Raw genomic sequence first — 16820 nt, 5'->3', positions numbered from 1 at the left:
CATAGGCGCAATTTCACACCGCTGTAGTATAAGTAAGCTCCGTAAAATTACAAAGACAAATATTTCAAATACTCAAAAATGCGTAATCGAAAACTTTTACTTTATCCACTTTTCGCTTTTTTGGCGCTCGCCATCGTCTTTCTACACTATAGTTTTGAGATCTATAGTGAGCCTAAAATTACCCTAAACAGCAAATATGCCAAAAAATATCAACCATTGGTTTCCACGAATGAACAACTGTTCTGCTATGCCGCACGTTTTGAGACGCCAATCATTTTTCCGACAGAATTTAATTTGCTGGTTTGGAATCTCCACAAAGGCATTGATAAAAACTGGGAAGACGAACTTGATAAACTTTCTCATCATACCTCTCTTGCATTACTTCAAGAGGTCAGCACAAAACAAAACTTACCACAGCGACTTGCCACGCGTTTCCCCTATTCTTTGTATGCCTCAGCTTATGAATTTTTAAGCCACCAAAGTGGCGTCAATATTTTATCTTCATATCCTCCCGAAAGCTATTGCGTAAGCTCCGAAGAAGAGCCTTGGATCCAAATTCCTAAACTAGGTATCTCTAGCTCATACCCGCTAGCAAATGGCCAATCTTTATTAGTCGTTAATCTACATATGGTCAATTTTGAATGGCACCCAACTAACTACCAACAACAATTGAATGAAATTATTACGGTTATTAGCGCTCATCAAGGCCCGCTCATTCTTGCCGGTGATTTTAATACCTGGAACAAAAGTCGCTTAGCATTAATTAAAGCAGTTACTCATCAACATCAATTACAAGAAGTTCACTACGAAAACGATGTGCGTACACGCTTCCTAACAAACCCGTTAGATCATGTTTTTGTTCGAGGAATAGAAGTCCTGCAAGCTGATGTCATCGAAACCGATAGTTCCGATCATAATCCTCTATTATTAAAATTAAGCGTACAATAACCTGATATTTTGCCCTATATCATCATTTTAGGATCGGGATATTGATACACAAACCCGAGTTCATGACAAATTTTATCACCAAGAATAATGCGCTGAGGAGCTTGGTCAGAGCTGATAAAGTGCGGTACATTTATGCCGAGTTTTTCTGCACAATATGTATAATAATCCTGCTTAGTTGGGTGTATTGGCGCGGATAAATGATATACACGTTGAAAACTTGGTGTTTCAAGCAAAAGTTGAATTGCACGCGCACAATCATCTAAATGTACCAAATTCACAGGTTGATTCCCGCCCACCACATTTTCTCGTTTAGACAACGTATGTACCGGATGTCGCCCCTCTCCCACTAATCCTGCAAAGCGAATAATATCCATATGAATATGCTGACACGCAAGCAAACGTTGTTCAATTTCATATAATCCCTTCGCCGTTAGTGAGGTAGGTTGTGGCAGAATGGACTCATCAAATTGACCAGATACCTCAGGAAATACCGATGTCGAACTAATAAAAATAACCTGTTGCACACCGTGTAATAACGCTTCATTTAATACATTCTCTATACCGAGAATATATTGTGTCATATCAAAAAAATATTGGCTAGGCGGGATATTGATCACCAACGCATCAACCGAGAATAATAACGTAAGATCATCAGGATCAGCATTTATTTCTGGAGTAAGTTCAAGGTGATAGGTTTCTATGCCAAATAAACGCATTTGCTCCACACCTTCATGGGTCCGTTTACTTCCTTTGACTTCCCACCCCAAATGCTGTAAGTGTTTGGCCAAAGGAACACCTAACCAACCTAATCCAACAATAGCAACTGATTTCATTTCCTCTATCCTTCCTGTTCAGCCTTACGTATCAACCATTCACAAGGCGTAAAACGTTCCCCGTATAATGCGACATGGTGTAATAATTCTGCCACAATATTTTTCGCACCAATTTTATCCATATACGCGTAAATGCCACCTCTAAAACTTGGGAAAAACGCGCCTAATACAGAAGCTACATTACCTTCTTCAACGCTTGAAATCACATTTTCTTGTAAACAATAGGCTGCTTCATTGAGCATCATTAGCAAACAACGTCTTGCCACCTGCTCTGTTTCTAAATCATTAGATGTAATCACTTCGAGAACATGATAAATACTTTTATCTACTCCCGTCCGATTTTCATCTTTATCATATAAATAAAAACCACGTCGATTTTTTACCCCTTTACGATCGTTTTCAATGAGTAAATGTATCTTCTCGTGTAATGTGAAACGTGTGCCTAATTTTTCTTGCAAACGTGGCAAGGATTTAACCAATACATCTAAACCCGATTCATCAATCATCATTAACGGCCCAATATCAAAGCCAAACTCCTGCAAAGCTCGATCAATAAATTCCACTGCCTCACCATCAATAATACAGTGAATTGCCTCAAGTAAATAAGGCGTTAAAACACGATTAACAAAAAATCCTGGACTGTCTGCAACTAAAAATGGAATTTTGCCTTGCTGAATCGCAAAATGAATAGCCGTGGCAATCGTCTGTTCAGATGTTTCCTCATGAGGAATTATCTCTAGCATTTTTCGATGTGATACCGGATTAAAATAGTGAAAACCAATCACATTATCTGGGCGTTTTGCCACAGAAGCAATTTCTGCTATCGACAGTGTCGAGGTATTCGTCGCAAAAACGATATTGTCACCATAATATTTTTCACTTTCCTGTACCATTTGCTGTTTCAGAGCTAAATCTTCATACACAGCTTCGATAACCATATCTGCAGATGACTTACCGATGAAACGCTCACCACCTGAAATTAACTGCATTTGCTGACGCATCCGCCCAACAGACAATGCCCCGTCAATCACTGCTTTTTGCAATAAAGAATATGTCCAATGTAATGCTTTCACAATACCATCAGGATGAATATCTTTTATTCGCACAGGAATATTAGCGCGATGGGCTGTAATATAAGCTATTCCAGCTCCCATAAAACCACTGCCTAAAATCGCAACACTCTTAACATCACGTACATTCGCTCGTTGACGATATTGGTTTTTCATTGCGCGTGTTGTATATTCTAAATGGCGTAACACGCGTGATTGTTCACTAAAAAATAATGATACAAAAGCATTTTTTTCCGCGTCCAACATCGATTTAGCATCACATTCTTTCAATACCTTGATCAGGCTTTCAGTCACAGGAGAATTATCGAAAGCTTTCAAGGCCACTTTATTTTCGACGCGTTCAAGTAAATACTCGCGAGAAATTGGATATTTTTCTACCGCACTTTGTATTTGTTTTAACCACTGTCTTGTTCGAGGTAAAACTGAGTGTGGTTGTTGCGGAGAAGTGAAATAAGAAAGTGCGGTTGACATTAAAATATTTTTTGTGACCACATCATGCACTAACCCCAAATCTAAAGCTGTCTTGGCATGAATCTTATTTCCAGTTAACAAAAGCTCAGTCGCAGATTTTAATCCAACACATTGTGTTAAACGCCATACCCCTCCAGCAAATGGAACGATCCCTGAACGTACTTGTGGTAATGCAAACTGTGTACAAAAATCACTACTTGCCACGCGTATATTACAGGCTAATGCTAACTCCAGACCTAATCCATAGCAATCTCCATGAATCGCGGCTACTGTGGGTATTTTCAAACATTCAATCTCACGCAGCACTTCTTGAGCTTGGGCAGAAAATTGCGCAAGCTCGGCACTATTCTTTTGTTCCAATTCCGACAAGTCGAAACCGCGCACAAAATTCTCTTCCTTAGCCGAAACAAATAGAATCCCTTTTAACTGCTGATGTAAAACAGTGCCGAGAATTTCACGCAGTGCTTCAATAAAATTTGCCTTTAACAGATTATAAGGCTTATTTGGGCTATCTATTGTGACAATTCCTATTTGATCTTGTATGGAAAAATGAAATGCTGATGCTTCTACTAGTTGTTGTTCCATATCATTTCCCCTATTCGCTTTCCAATACCATTGCCGCACCCAAGCCACCTAGCCCACTTGCTGCCACTAAAGACAAACGTCCACCACGACGTTTTAGTTCAAATAAAGACTGGATTAAAATACGTAAACTCGTTACCGCACGCGGATTACCATAAGCTAACGAGCCGCCTAATACATTAAATTTATCCATATCGACTTGACCTAACGCGGCAGTCCTATTCAATGCATGTTGCGCAAATTGCTCGTCTTCAAATAAGCGTAAATTCGCCAGTGTTTGTGCAGCTGACGACTCATGCATATCAATCAAATCAATATCAGCTAACTGCACATTTGCCCGTGACAACGCAATGGAGGAAGCATAAGTTGAACCAGTCAACATATTTTCCCAAACATCATTCCCTGTCATGGCATAACTACGGATATAACCCAAAATATCTAAACCTTCTGCTTTGGCAATATCTTCACGTATTAACATTACTGCCCCTGCGCCATCACATGATTTCGCAATATTCCAATCTGTCACAGAGCCATATTTTTTATCCACAATCGGGGAATAACGCTCATAACGATGTGGTTTTAAACTATGCTCAATTAAATTATCTGCGACAACAAAATTGTCGTAAGGTGAAGGAAAAGACAGCATAACAGATTCGCGAATACTGCCGCCTTGCCAAGCCTCATTCGCTAAGCGATGGGAGCGAACAGTAAATTCATCTTGTTCTTGTCGGCTAATATGGAAATTTTTTGCCATTTGCTCTGAGACATCTGCTACAGAATAATCCGTGACATAATCTTTTAAGCTGACACCATAAGGTTTTAGATCCGCCCAAGTTAAATTTCGGATTAAATGAAATTTATGTTCAAGTCCTTCGGCTCTAATAATATCTTTTACGACTTGAATAAGACGTGGATTTAAACTAATTGACGAGTTAGATATAGAATCTGAACCGCCTGCGATTCCTGCTTTAATTGAGCCCGATAAGATACTCGTAGTGACATTGGCAACAGCTTGCAAGCCCGTAATACAAGAACTGCTAATAGAATAAGCTTGAACCCATGGCATACCTAATGATACTGCAATTCCTCGTGAAATATTTTGAATCGCCGAATGCTGTGTCACTTGGCCAAAGACGAGCTGCTGAATCAAATCCCGTTCAATAGGTACTCGATTTAGTAACTCATTTGTCACCATTGTCCCAAGATCAATGGCAAAAGAATCTTTAAAGCCGGTATCTTTTTGATGAAAAGGAGTACGTAAAGCGGCAACAATAGCAATGCGTTGCCCTTTTGGCGTGATTAAGGTTTGTTCCGAAAACATAATTGCCCCTAAGGAGAAAAATTACCTGTTATTGTTAGCTGAAAACTAAATAATAACAAGCAAATATTCATATTTTTTTATCAAAATCTTACATTTTAGATCGAGGTTTAAACACAAACTCACGAGATCCTTAGGTCTAACAAACCTAATATCCTTCTTCCTTAAAATTTGGCAGGAATGTCTTTTGTTGAATCCGTTTTACTTGAGTATAAATATTTCCATCAGCATGTAACTCAATTTCTCGCCAACCCGGTTGCAAATTGTCTAATGTAAATTGATGGCAGTCTGGTTTAAATTGAATACACGTTGATGGCGTTGACATCACCTTATACCCGTGCCAATAATCATCAACCTGCTGATGAATATGCCCATGCAATATGCCTTTCACTTTCTCAAACGGAGATAGCGCTTCCATCAGATCATGCAAATTTCGCAAATTATGTTGATCAAGCCAACTGGAATGCGTTGGCAATATATGATGATGTAGAACCACTAAACTATAACGATTTGGATATTCTTTCAATTTAGCAACAAGCCAATCAAGTTGATATTGGCTTAATTGACCATGTGGAACACCAAACACTTGGCTATCTAGCATGAGTATTTGCCAATGTTCTCCGGCTAGAATATGCTTATTCGGATTGATGTTTCCATATTGTCCCGTAAGGTAATCAAACATTTTAGGTTGAAAATCATGATTTCCTGGAATCCAAAAGACCGTTTTCTCTAAACATTGCACTAACTGAACAAATCGCTGATACGCTTCATCACTACTATCCTGAACAATATCTCCCGTCGCTAAAACAAATTCATAAGGGAAATCTTGTTGTAAAATTTCAGTTAATACTTGCTTAAAGCTTTCTAACGTATTAATCCCCAGTAGATCGCTATTTTCCTCCTTGAATAAATGTGGATCGGTAATCTGTAAAAACCGAACAACTGAATCAGCGGTATTCAATGAAAACGAACTTAACACAATGAACTCCTAGGAATTAAAACAACAACTTATTACTCTACATAATATAAAATTTTTTGCATTTAAAAAAAGTCAAAAATGTTATATAGCTCATATTTTTTGAAGATTTTTTCAAAAATTTCTACCTATATCACATTTTTCATTCCCATTTTTTCTGTAAGTTTACATAATTTAATTGAAGCCACTGTAAAGCAATCACCGCTAATGCATTATCAATTTTCCCACTGTTCACCCATTGGTAAGCCATATTTCGAGGAATAACATGTACACGAATATCTTCATTTTCTTCAGCTAACCCATGAATTCCCTTCGCTTGTGTAGAATCCACTCTCCCGACGAAGAAATGGATACGTTCTAACACTCCACCAGGGCTATCCCAAACACTTAATACATGAGCTAAATCCTGGATCTCAATCCCCGCTTCTTCTTGGCTTTCACGCAATGCCACATCTTCTGGCGCTTCGCCTTCTTCAACCATTCCAGCAATCATTTCAAGTAACCAAGGAGAATTAGGTATACTCGGATCATAAGCGCCAATACGTACTTGTTCTACCATCACTACCGCATCGGCTTGAGGATCATAAGCAATAACCACTGAAGCAGCGCCTTTGACTAAAAGCTCTCGTGTCACCACCCCGCTTACTCCTCCAGCAAATAATTTATGACGGAACTGAATTCTTTTTAAGGTAAAAAAACCTTGATATAAGGTCTCACTTTGCAGAATCTCAATATCTTGCTGACTAAATTGTGTTAATTTTTCCATACCCCTTAACTCCTTTTCAATCTCTCTGAACTCACCACGAATAATGCAATCACCATCAATAAAATCGCGCCTGCAAATAATAATGTATTCATTGCACTAGAGTGATCCACAATAATTAAACGAATCATTGCGGTAATACCAATATATAAAAAATAACGCAGTGGAAAATGGTAATTCGTTTTAAAGTATTTCACGATAAGCGCTAAAAATTCGAAATATAAAAAATATACGACGATCTTTTCAATCAGTAAGTAGGAGACTTTTTCCTCCGCAGAAATCAGTAAGACAATGATCAGTTCATAGGTTTCTTTCCCTAAAAAAACCACCAAAATCATGGCTAAAACTAATAATGACACATTCAAAATCCACTGTAATACAGAAGAAACTTTTAAAGCAAACTGATTATCTTTTGTTGTCCCCTGGTTTTCCATAATTCACTCCATTTAATAATTCACTGAATAATATACGACGTTTTGTAGATCATATGGCACTATCTCTTTGCCTGACCAATAAAACGCCTCGAATTGAGTCAAGCTCCGCTGCGCCCCAAAAACAGCTAAATAGAAAGGTAAACCTGCACTAAATACCAGTTGACCTTGAGGACAATAAGCCGAATGAAGGGATAACAAATAAGGCTGGTGTAATACTTCAGATAATTTTGCAATGCCTGCACCTTGCGATTTCAACACTGCCTCACGCAAGCACCAACAGCGATAAAAACTTTCCTCACTATTCGTCTGTTGTTTAAACCAATCTTGTTCGTCTTGTGGTGAAAAATGTGCTAGCAATGCATGGAAATCCCGCTGACGTTCAGGAAATTCAATATCAATTCCCACCGCACTTTCCCCATTCTCAACAACATTTACCACAACAGCCACCCAATCTCCTGAATGACTAATATTAAAATCAATCCCTTTTTGTTTAGCAAAATAAGGTCGACCAGTATGACTTAAAACCATTTGCCCTAAAAGTGCGGTATCAATTTGCATTTTTTTTAATAATTGCCACAATAAAAAATGCGCGACCCAACGACTACGATGGCGGCGTAATGTTCGTTGATTTTGAATTTTTGGCGCTTGTAGTAGTTTTGCATTTAATAAGCCGATGGGAATATCCTGCAATGGATACTCCTGTTGAATATTACCCCAAGCGATACAAAGTGCCATAATGCTCCCAATAAAAAAGCCAGATACAAATATCTGGCTTGCATAGGTAAAGTGATATCTCCCTATTCAGGACATAACTCATTGTTCTACTTAAAGATACAATCCCATTTATCATCAGTATCTGCTGAAATAAATGGAACTGTATCAACAATCTAAGCCAGATAACATTATTGGCTTATTATAACAAATTAATGTTGCAAAAGTTTATTCACACGTTTAATAAACGCGATTGGATTTTCCAAAGCCCCGCGTTCAGCTAACATCGCCTGTTCGAGTAATAATTCAATCCAATCTGCAAATTCAGCCTCATCCGCTAAATCCGCGACTTTCTGCACCATTTGGTGTTCAGGATTTAATTCAAATGTATATTTTACCTCTGGCACAGGTTGCCCCGCTGCAGCGAATAATTTTGCCATTTGTGTCGTCATCTGATCGTTATCTGTAGACACAACCGCTGGCGTATCCGTCAAACGATGAGTTAAACGCACATCTTTCACACGTTCTCCTAACAAGGTTTTCACTCGTTCTACAAAACTTGCAAAGGCTTTGTCCTGTTCTTTTTGGCTTTCTTCTTGTTCTTTATCTGCCAAATCACCGAGATCTAAATCTGCTTTGCTGATAGTTTGTAATGCTTTGCCATCAAACTCGGTGAGATAACTAAGCATCCATTCATCAATGCGGTCAGAAAGCAGTAAAACCTCAATACCTTTTTTATTAAACAGCTCCAAATGTGGTGAATTTTTCGCTGCAATATAACTATCTGCAGTAATGTAGTAAATGGCTTTTTGCCCTTCTTTCATGCGGCTCACATAATCTTCTAATGACACATTTTGTACATTGCTATCATTGTGAGTAGAAGCAAAACGCAATAATTTAGCAATTGCTTCTTTATTCGCAAAATCTTCTGCAGGACCTTCTTTCAACACCAAACCAAATTGTTGCCAAAAGGATTGGTATTTTTCCTCATCGTCTTTCGCCAATTTTTCCAACATTTGCAAAGAACGCTTGGTCAACGCTTTACGTAATGCAGCGGTGACTTTGTTATCCTGTAAAATCTCACGAGAAACATTCAGAGGTAAATCGTTACTGTCAATTAACCCGCGCATAAAACGGAGATAATTTGGCATAAACTGCTCAGCATCGTCCATAATAAACACACGTTGTACATAGAGTTTTAAACCGTGTTTATGTTCACGATTAAATAAATCCCAAGGCGCTTTGCTTGGTACATAAAGCAATGAAGTATATTCTTGATTGCCTTCCACTTTATTATGCGCCCACAACAATGGATCAGCAAAATCATGACTTAAATGCTTATAGAATTCTTTATATTCCTCATCAGATATTTCACCTTTACTACGGGTCCACAGGGCTTGGGCTTTATTAATTTTCTCCCATTTCACCCCAGTTTCCTTGCCCTCGTCATCATATTCTTTTGCTAAAATTTCCACCGGCAAACCAATATGATCAGAGTATTTACTAATAATATCGCGTAAACGCCAATCATTTAGAAATTCTTTTTCATCTTCACGCAAGTGTAAAGTAATTTCCGTACCACGATCTTTTTTCTCAATATCTGCAACAGTATAATCCCCTTCACCGGCAGATTCCCATAATACCCCTTTATCTGCGCCGTCACCTGCGGCACGGGATTTTACGCTAACTTTATCCGCCACAATAAACGCGGAATAAAAACCGACACCGAACTGCCCTATTAACTGGCTATCTTTCGCCTGATCTGCGCCCAACGCGCTTAAGAATTCTTTCGTTCCAGATTTGGCAATCGTTCCCAAATGATCAATCACCTGTTCACGATTCATACCAATCCCGTTATCACTGATCGTTAACGTGCCTTTTTTCTCATCAAAACTAATCCGCACTTTTAAATCGCCATCACCCTCATACAGTTCAGGTGCTGATAGTGCTTTAAAGCGCAATTTATCCGCAGCATCAGAGGCATTAGAAATTAACTCACGTAAAAAAATCTCTTTATTAGAATATAGAGAATGAATCATTAATTGTAATAATTGTTTTACTTCTGACTGAAAGCCACGAGTTTCTTGATTTTGAGTCATGTGAATCTATCCTATAAAAATATGATTAATAAACTTAAAAGCTAATATGAGGAAAAAAATCAAAATTTCAAGAGTGAAAAATCACATAAACAGCATGCCGTACGAATGAAACAAATTAATTACTCATCTCACTCGCCAACTCAGCCATAGTAATAATGACATCAACGGCACTGACCATTCCCTCTAATGTAATCAATTCCTGTTTACTATGAAAATTATAACCACCGGTAAATATATTTGGACAAGCAATCCCCATTTCAGCAAGTTTTGCGCCATCTGTTCCTCCACGTATTGCTTTATGCAACGGTGTAATACCACATTTCTTCATAGCTTGTTCGGCTAATTCAATAGCTTGTGGTACAGTTTGAACAACATCATACATATTTCGATATATGTCTGTAATTTGCACTTCTACTTGACGTTTTAACTGTTTATTACGATTAAAATCTTGTACGGCTTGCGCAATAAAAGCTTTACGTCTCACAAAGTTATCCCCATCAAAATCACGGATAATATAATGTAATTGAACTTTCTCTATATCTCCTTCCAAGCCATCTAAATGATAAAAACCGGCTTTACCCTCCGTCGTCTCAGGTGTTTCATTCTTAGGAAAATACTGTTGAAACTCACAAGCTAATGCTAATGCATTCACCATTTTATCTTTAGCCAATCCAGGATGGATCCCATGTCCATAAATCGTCACTACAGCATTCGCTGCATTAAAATTCTCATATTCCAATTCCCCTACTTCGCCACCATCAATCGTATATGCCCAATCACAAGAAAAGCGCTCCAAAGGGAAAAAATTCATACCTAATCCAATTTCCTCATCAGGCATAAACACTACGCGTATATTTGCTCTCTCCGTCTTGCTCTCTTTCAAGACAGAAAGTGCGGTCATAATTTCTGCAATTCCGGCCTTGTTATCTGCGCCCAATAACGTATTACCATCAGTAACAATAAGGGTTTTACCTATTAACTGTTGAAGAAAAGGAAAATGAACCGGACTAATAAATGCCTCTCCGATACCCAAAGCAATATCCCCTCCTCGATAATTTTCAATCACTTCAGGTTTTACATTTTTTCCGCTCACTTGCGGTGAGGTATCAAGGTGAGCGACTAATCCGATAGTTGGCACGCCATTACCCTGTTGAGGTGCAGGTAAATATGCAGTGACCACTCCCTGTTCACTTAATTCAATTTGCTCCAACCCCAACGCCTTAACCTCTTGAACAAGATATTTGGCTAACTTAAGCTGTCCCGATGAACTAGGCGACATTGTTGCACCGACTTTCGATTGTGTATCAATACTGATATAGTTTAAAAAACGCTCTAATAACCTATCTTTGTGTTGTGATGCTCGACTTGCCATAAATAACCTCAAATAATGTATGGAGAATATAAAAAATCCTATCATTTTTTAAGAAAAAATACGATTATCCCTTTTCATTATGAACTAATCGCTATATCATTTACACTTCTAAAATTTTAGGTCACAAATAGAAACTTTTTCTCTATTTTTATTTGTGTGTGTTTATTTATATCACATTGTGATAACTCAGGGAGAAAACCAAAGCTAGTGGAAAATCCAGTTCAAAACAAGCCAATTATTGAGCTTCGTTCTATCAAAAAATCTTATGGAAATAAAACGGTCGTTAATAATATTGATTTAACGATTAATCATGGTGAGTTTTTAACCATTCTTGGTCCTTCTGGTTGTGGTAAAACAACCGTACTTCGTTTAATCGCAGGTTTTGAGGAACTTGATAGCGGAAAAATTATTCTTGATGGTGAAGATATTACGGATGTTCCTGCAGAACAACGTCATATTAATACCGTCTTCCAAAGCTATGCATTATTTCCACACATGACGATTTTTGACAACGTGGCTTTCGGTTTGCGTATGCAAAAAGTGCCGAGTGACCAAATTAAACCTCGTGTATTGGAAGCTTTGCGTATGGTGCAATTGGAGGAATATGCGGATCATAAACCAGCACAACTCTCTGGTGGTCAGCAACAACGTATTGCCATTGCTCGCGCAGTTGTCAACAAACCTAAAGTCTTGTTACTTGATGAATCGTTGTCTGCTCTAGATTACAAATTGCGTAAACAAATGCAAAATGAATTAAAAGCATTACAACGCCAATTAGGTATTACCTTTATTTTCGTTACCCACGATCAAGAAGAAGCGTTGACTATGTCAGACCGCATTATTGTGTTACGCGGCGGTAATATTCAACAAGATGGTTCACCGCGTGAAATTTACGAAGAGCCTAAAAATCTCTTTGTTGCAAAATTTATCGGTGAAATCAACTTATTTGAAGCAACGGTAATTGAGCGTATTGATGAAAAACGCGTTCGTGCTAACGTGGAAGGCCGTATCTGCGAAATTTATTCTGCATTAGATGTTCAGCCGAATGAAAAAGTCAAAGTGTTATTACGCCCAGAAGATGTACAAATTGAAGAATTAGATGAAAATGAGCAATCACCAAATGGTATTATTGGTCATATCATTGAGCGTAACTATAAAGGAATGACATTAGAATCCACAATTCGATTAGATCATAATGGTAAAAATGTCTTAGTCAGTGAGTTCTTTAATGAAGATGATCCAAACATCGATCATTCATTAGATCAAAAAGTATTAGTAACTTGGATTGAAAGTTGGGAAGTGGTGCTAAAAGATGAAAATGACGACGCGTAAGTTTCAAACAATTACCGTTGCAATTATCTTCGCTTGGTTAACCTTTTTCGTATTAATACCAAATCTGTTGGTATTTATTACCAGTTTTTTAACCCGAGATAGTAGCAATTTTGTTGAATTCACATTCTCTTTAGACAGCTATAAACGCCTGTTTGAGCCACTTTATGCGCAAGTAATGTGGAATTCATTATATATGTCAGGGATCGCCACGATTATCTGCTTGGTGATTGGCTATCCTTTTGCTTTTATGATTACAAAAATCAACCCTAAATATCGTCCATTTTTACTCTTTTTGGTCATTTTGCCATTTTGGACAAATTCCTTAATCCGTATTTATGGTATGAAAATCTTTTTAGGGGTAAGAGGGGTTTTAAATAGCGCCTTGTTATCATTAGGGATTATTGACGAACCAATCCGTATTTTAAATACGGAAGTTGCGGTAATTATTGGCCTTGTGTATGTATTACTGCCGTTTATGATTTTACCACTCTACGCGACTATCGAAAAATTAGATGGCCGTTTACTTGAGGCGGCAAAAGATTTAGGGGCTAACGCGTTCCAACGTTTTGTCAAAATCATTATTCCACTTACCATGCCTGGTATTGTTGCCGGTTGTTTGCTTGTTTTACTCCCAGCGATGGGCATGTTCTACGTTGCGGACTTACTCGGTGGCGCGAAAGTCTTATTAGTAGGTAATGTCATTAAGAGCGAATTCTTAGTCTCGCGTAACTGGCCATTCGGTTCAACAATTAGTATTGCATTGACTGTACTCATGGCGTTATTAATCTTTGTTTATTACCGCGCAAATAAACTATTGAATAAGAAAATGGAGTTAGAATAATGAGCCGTTTACTACGTAATGTCTTTATGTTTGTGGTATACGCTTATTTGTATATCCCAATTATTATCTTAGTAGGTAACTCTTTTAACGCAGACCGTTATGGCTTAACCTGGAAAGGGTTTAGTTGGAACTGGTATGAAAGCCTATGGAATAACGACACACTGATTCAAGCAGCTTGGCATTCTTTGATTATCGCTTTTGTGTCAGCAACATTAGCTACGATTATCGGGGGGTTAACAGCGATCGCTCTTTACCGTTATCGTTTTAAAGGGAAACAAGCCGTCGGTGGTATGTTATTTATTGTAATGATGTCGCCTGATATTGTTATGGCTGTATCATTCTTAGCTTTATTTATGCTAGTCGGTATCTCATTAGGCTTCTGGTCATTACTCTTTGCCCATGTCACATTCTGTTTACCTTATGTGGTAATTGCCGTGTTCTCACGTCTACAAGGGTTTGACCTGAAAATGTTAGAAGCGGCTCGTGATTTAGGAGCAAGTGAAATTACGATTTTGCGTAAAATAATTTTACCACTTGCGCTACCTGCTATTGTTTCTGGTTGGTTACTGAGCTTTACGGTTTCCCTTGATGATGTGGTGATCTCTTCATTCGTTACCGGTGTTGACTATGAAGTACTTCCACTGAAAATCTTCTCACTGGTGAAAACAGGTGTAACCCCTGAAGTGAATGCATTAGCGACAATTTTAATTATTGTTTCACTAATTCTTGTTGCTTTAAGCCAAATTATTGCGAAAAAACAATCATAAAAGCTTCACAAAAGCGACATGAAAACTTACAATACGCCTTGACGCAAATCAAGGCGTTTTTTGTGCTCTTTTTTATCACTGCCTATGTGTTCAACACAAAAGTGCGGTGCAAAAAAGAATTTTTTTACATCCTTTTATTCTAGGAGATAAATTAGATGAAGAAATTGACGGGTCTTTTTGCAGCGAGTTTAATCGCAGTTACTCTTACAGCTTGTAATGATAAAGATACCAAAACCGCTGAGACTAAAGCACCTGAAGCAGCACCGACTAAAGATGCCGGTACTGTGCATCTCTATACTTGGACAGAATATGTTCCAGAAGGTTTATTAGACGACTTTACCAAACAAACTGGCATTAAAGTTATTCAATCAAGCCTACAGTCCAATGAAGAAATGTATGCGAAAGTAAAAGCACAGCTTATCGCCAAAAACGATGGCTATGATGTAATTGCTCCAACTAACTACTTCATGTCAAAAATGGCACGTGAAGGAATGTTATTAGAATTAGATCATAGTAAATTGCCAGTTATTGCCGAACTTGATCCAAATATGCTTGATAAAGAGTATGATAAAGGCAATAAATATTCTTTACCACAATTATTAGGCGCACCAGGTATTGCATTCAGCACTGAAGTATACGGTGACGGTAGCCAATTCACTTCTTGGGGTGATTTGTGGAAAGAAGAATTCAAAGGCAAAGTTCAATTACTTGATGATGCTCGCGAAGTATTCAACATTGCTCTATTAAAAATGGGTAAAAATCCAAATACTAGAGATCCTGAAGAAATCAAAGCAGCTTACGAAGAATTGTTAAAATTACGTCCAAACGTATTAACCTTTACTTCAGATAACCCTGCTAATACCTTTATTTCAGGCGAATCTCAAATTGGTCAAATTTGGAATGGTTCAATTCGTATTGCTAAAAAAGAAGGTGCGCCGGTTAATTTAATCTATCCGAAAGAGGGCCCAGTATTATGGGTTGATAACCTTGCTATCCCTGCAAATGCGAAAAATGTTGATGGTGCTCATAAACTAATCAACTACTTATTAGGTAAAGAAGCTTCTGCAAAATTAACTTTAGAAGTTGGCTATCCAACCTCTAACAAAGAAGCATTAGCGTTAATTCCTGATGAAATTACTCAAGATCCTGCAATTTATCCAACCCCTGAGATTTTAAATAACAGTCAGTGGCAAGATGATGTGGGTGATGAAGCAATTCAATTATATGAAAATTATTATCAACAGCTAAAAGCTGCTAAATAATGGTGACTAACTCCCCCTTTGGGGGAGTTTTTTGTTTTAAACGGACCAAACTGTAGATAAAGGCACGCTATGTTTTCTATTTCAACGCGTATTGAAGAAGCACTACAACAATTTGAGAATAAGGATTTTGCTCAACAGCTCTTTACTTGTCTAGCAGAACAACATTTTGCCGGTTACTTATCGAGTAACAATGTACAGACATTCTGTCAAAAGTATCAATTTACTACGCAGTCACTAGCGCTAATATTGCTTCCTGTCGCCGCCTGTTATGCACATACCCCCATTTCTCAATTTCGTGTCGGTGCGATTGCACATTGTGAAGATGGTTCACTTTATTTTGGTGCCAACCAAGAATTTCAAGGCAGTATTATTCAACAAACCATTCATGCGGAACAAAGCGCAATTAGCCATGCCTTGACACAAGGAGCGACTAAAATTCAAGCTATTACAGTCAATTACACACCTTGTGGCCATTGTCGCCAATTTATGAATGAACTCAATAGCGCAGAAGAGCTGCTCATTCATTTGCCACATAGTCAATCCAACAAATTATCCCAATATCTCCCCGATGCCTTTGGGCCTAAGGATCTGGATATTCACACGCGTTTATTTGATAAACATGATAATAAATTACAATTAACCACAAAAAATGCCTTAATATTAACCGCACTTCAAGCCGCAAATCAGTCTCATGCCCCCTATTCTCGCAACTATCACGGCATCGCTCTCAAAATGCAAAATGGACATGTTGTTCATGGGAGCTATATAGAAAATGCTGCGTTTAATCCAAGCTTACCTGCCATGCAAGTTGCGCTCAACGGAGTCCGATTACAAGGCTACGATTTCGCTGAAATTCAACAAGCCATCATGGTCGAACACGCCCATCACCTCAGTTACCGCCATATGAGCGAAACATTACTCAGGCTCACATGCCAGCTAGAACTAAATTACATTGGGCTTTCTTAGCTAAACATTCTCACTAGCCGGGAACTTAATGCACCAAATAAAGTCCAATATCACAAGTCATTTTAATCCTGAAAT

At 38.1% G+C, this 16820-nt stretch carries 15 protein-coding genes; 6 read left to right on the top strand and 9 right to left on the bottom strand.

What is annotated here, in order from left to right:
• Positions 1–78 precede the first annotated feature (78 nt).
• Positions 79–948 carry an endonuclease/exonuclease/phosphatase family protein gene (locus CVP05_RS07990; RefSeq protein ID WP_100289044.1) on the top strand — a complete coding sequence of 290 codons (870 nt, stop codon included), beginning with the start codon at positions 79–81 and terminating at the stop codon, positions 946–948.
• 14 nt (positions 949–962) lie between these two features.
• Here CVP05_RS07990 and CVP05_RS07985 read toward each other — a convergent pair whose 3' ends face one another.
• The 9 genes from CVP05_RS07985 to pepT all read right to left on the bottom strand — a co-directional run bounded on the left by CVP05_RS07985 (position 963) and on the right by pepT (position 11577).
• Positions 963–1781 (bottom strand): SDR family oxidoreductase, encoded by an 819-nt coding sequence (locus tag CVP05_RS07985; protein ID WP_100289043.1) that lies wholly within the window; start codon positions 1779–1781, stop codon positions 963–965.
• A gap of 5 nt (positions 1782–1786) precedes the next feature.
• Positions 1787–3907, bottom strand: a complete 2121-nt coding sequence (locus tag CVP05_RS07980; protein ID WP_100289042.1) for a 3-hydroxyacyl-CoA dehydrogenase NAD-binding domain-containing protein — start codon at positions 3905–3907, stop codon at positions 1787–1789.
• 10 nt (positions 3908–3917) lie between these two features.
• Positions 3918–5225, bottom strand: coding sequence for an acetyl-CoA C-acyltransferase (locus CVP05_RS07975; RefSeq protein ID WP_100289041.1), 1308 nt, complete (start codon positions 5223–5225; stop codon positions 3918–3920).
• A 145-nt stretch (positions 5226–5370) separates the two neighbouring features.
• Positions 5371–6201: a 3',5'-cyclic-AMP phosphodiesterase gene (cpdA, locus tag CVP05_RS07970; RefSeq protein WP_100289040.1), complete on the bottom strand. Its 831-nt coding sequence runs from the start codon at positions 6199–6201 to the stop codon at positions 5371–5373.
• A gap of 139 nt (positions 6202–6340) precedes the next feature.
• Positions 6341–6964 carry an ADP-ribose diphosphatase gene (gene nudF / locus CVP05_RS07965; protein ID WP_100289039.1) on the bottom strand — a complete coding sequence of 208 codons (624 nt, stop codon included), beginning with the start codon at positions 6962–6964 and terminating at the stop codon, positions 6341–6343.
• Between the two features lie 5 nt (positions 6965–6969).
• On the bottom strand, positions 6970–7395 hold the full coding sequence (gene psiE / locus CVP05_RS07960) for a phosphate-starvation-inducible protein PsiE (RefSeq protein ID WP_100289038.1): 426 nt from the start codon (positions 7393–7395) through the stop codon (positions 6970–6972).
• Between the two features lie 12 nt (positions 7396–7407).
• On the bottom strand, positions 7408–8130 hold the full coding sequence (locus tag CVP05_RS07955; RefSeq protein WP_100289037.1) for a 4'-phosphopantetheinyl transferase family protein: 723 nt from the start codon (positions 8128–8130) through the stop codon (positions 7408–7410).
• 188 nt (positions 8131–8318) lie between these two features.
• A complete protein-coding gene (gene htpG / locus CVP05_RS07950; protein WP_100289036.1) occupies positions 8319–10205 on the bottom strand; it encodes a molecular chaperone HtpG in 1887 nt (628 codons plus the stop codon).
• A 115-nt stretch (positions 10206–10320) separates the two neighbouring features.
• A complete protein-coding gene (gene pepT, locus CVP05_RS07945; protein WP_100289035.1) occupies positions 10321–11577 on the bottom strand; it encodes a peptidase T in 1257 nt (418 codons plus the stop codon).
• 207 nt (positions 11578–11784) lie between these two features.
• On the opposite strand from pepT, the gene potA reads away from it, so the two are divergent.
• The 5 genes from potA (at position 11785) to cdd (ending at position 16745) form a co-directional block, all read left to right on the top strand.
• The gene (gene potA / locus CVP05_RS07940) at positions 11785–12909 is read left to right on the top strand and encodes a spermidine/putrescine ABC transporter ATP-binding protein PotA (protein WP_100289034.1); all 1125 of its coding nucleotides are present in this window, start codon (positions 11785–11787) and stop codon (positions 12907–12909) included.
• On the top strand, positions 12890–13750 hold the full coding sequence (potB, locus tag CVP05_RS07935; RefSeq protein WP_100289033.1) for a spermidine/putrescine ABC transporter permease PotB: 861 nt from the start codon (positions 12890–12892) through the stop codon (positions 13748–13750). Before potA ends, potB begins: the two co-directional genes overlap by 20 nt.
• Positions 13750–14517, top strand: a complete 768-nt coding sequence (gene potC, locus CVP05_RS07930) for a spermidine/putrescine ABC transporter permease PotC (protein WP_100289032.1) — start codon at positions 13750–13752, stop codon at positions 14515–14517. The genes potB and potC overlap by 1 nt, the downstream gene beginning before the upstream one ends.
• Positions 14518–14672: 155 nt before the next feature.
• Positions 14673–15779 (top strand): extracellular solute-binding protein, encoded by a 1107-nt coding sequence (locus CVP05_RS07925; protein WP_100289031.1) that lies wholly within the window; start codon positions 14673–14675, stop codon positions 15777–15779.
• Between the two features lie 69 nt (positions 15780–15848).
• On the top strand, positions 15849–16745 hold the full coding sequence (gene cdd / locus CVP05_RS07920) for a cytidine deaminase (RefSeq protein WP_100289030.1): 897 nt from the start codon (positions 15849–15851) through the stop codon (positions 16743–16745).
• The last annotated feature ends 75 nt before the right edge of the window (positions 16746–16820 follow it).

Source organism: Conservatibacter flavescens (genome assembly GCF_002795425.1).
GTDB classification, from domain to species: domain Bacteria; phylum Pseudomonadota; class Gammaproteobacteria; order Enterobacterales; family Pasteurellaceae; genus Conservatibacter; species Conservatibacter flavescens.
Note: the sequence above shows the minus strand (reverse complement) of the source record. Positions and strands in the feature narration are given on the sequence as shown.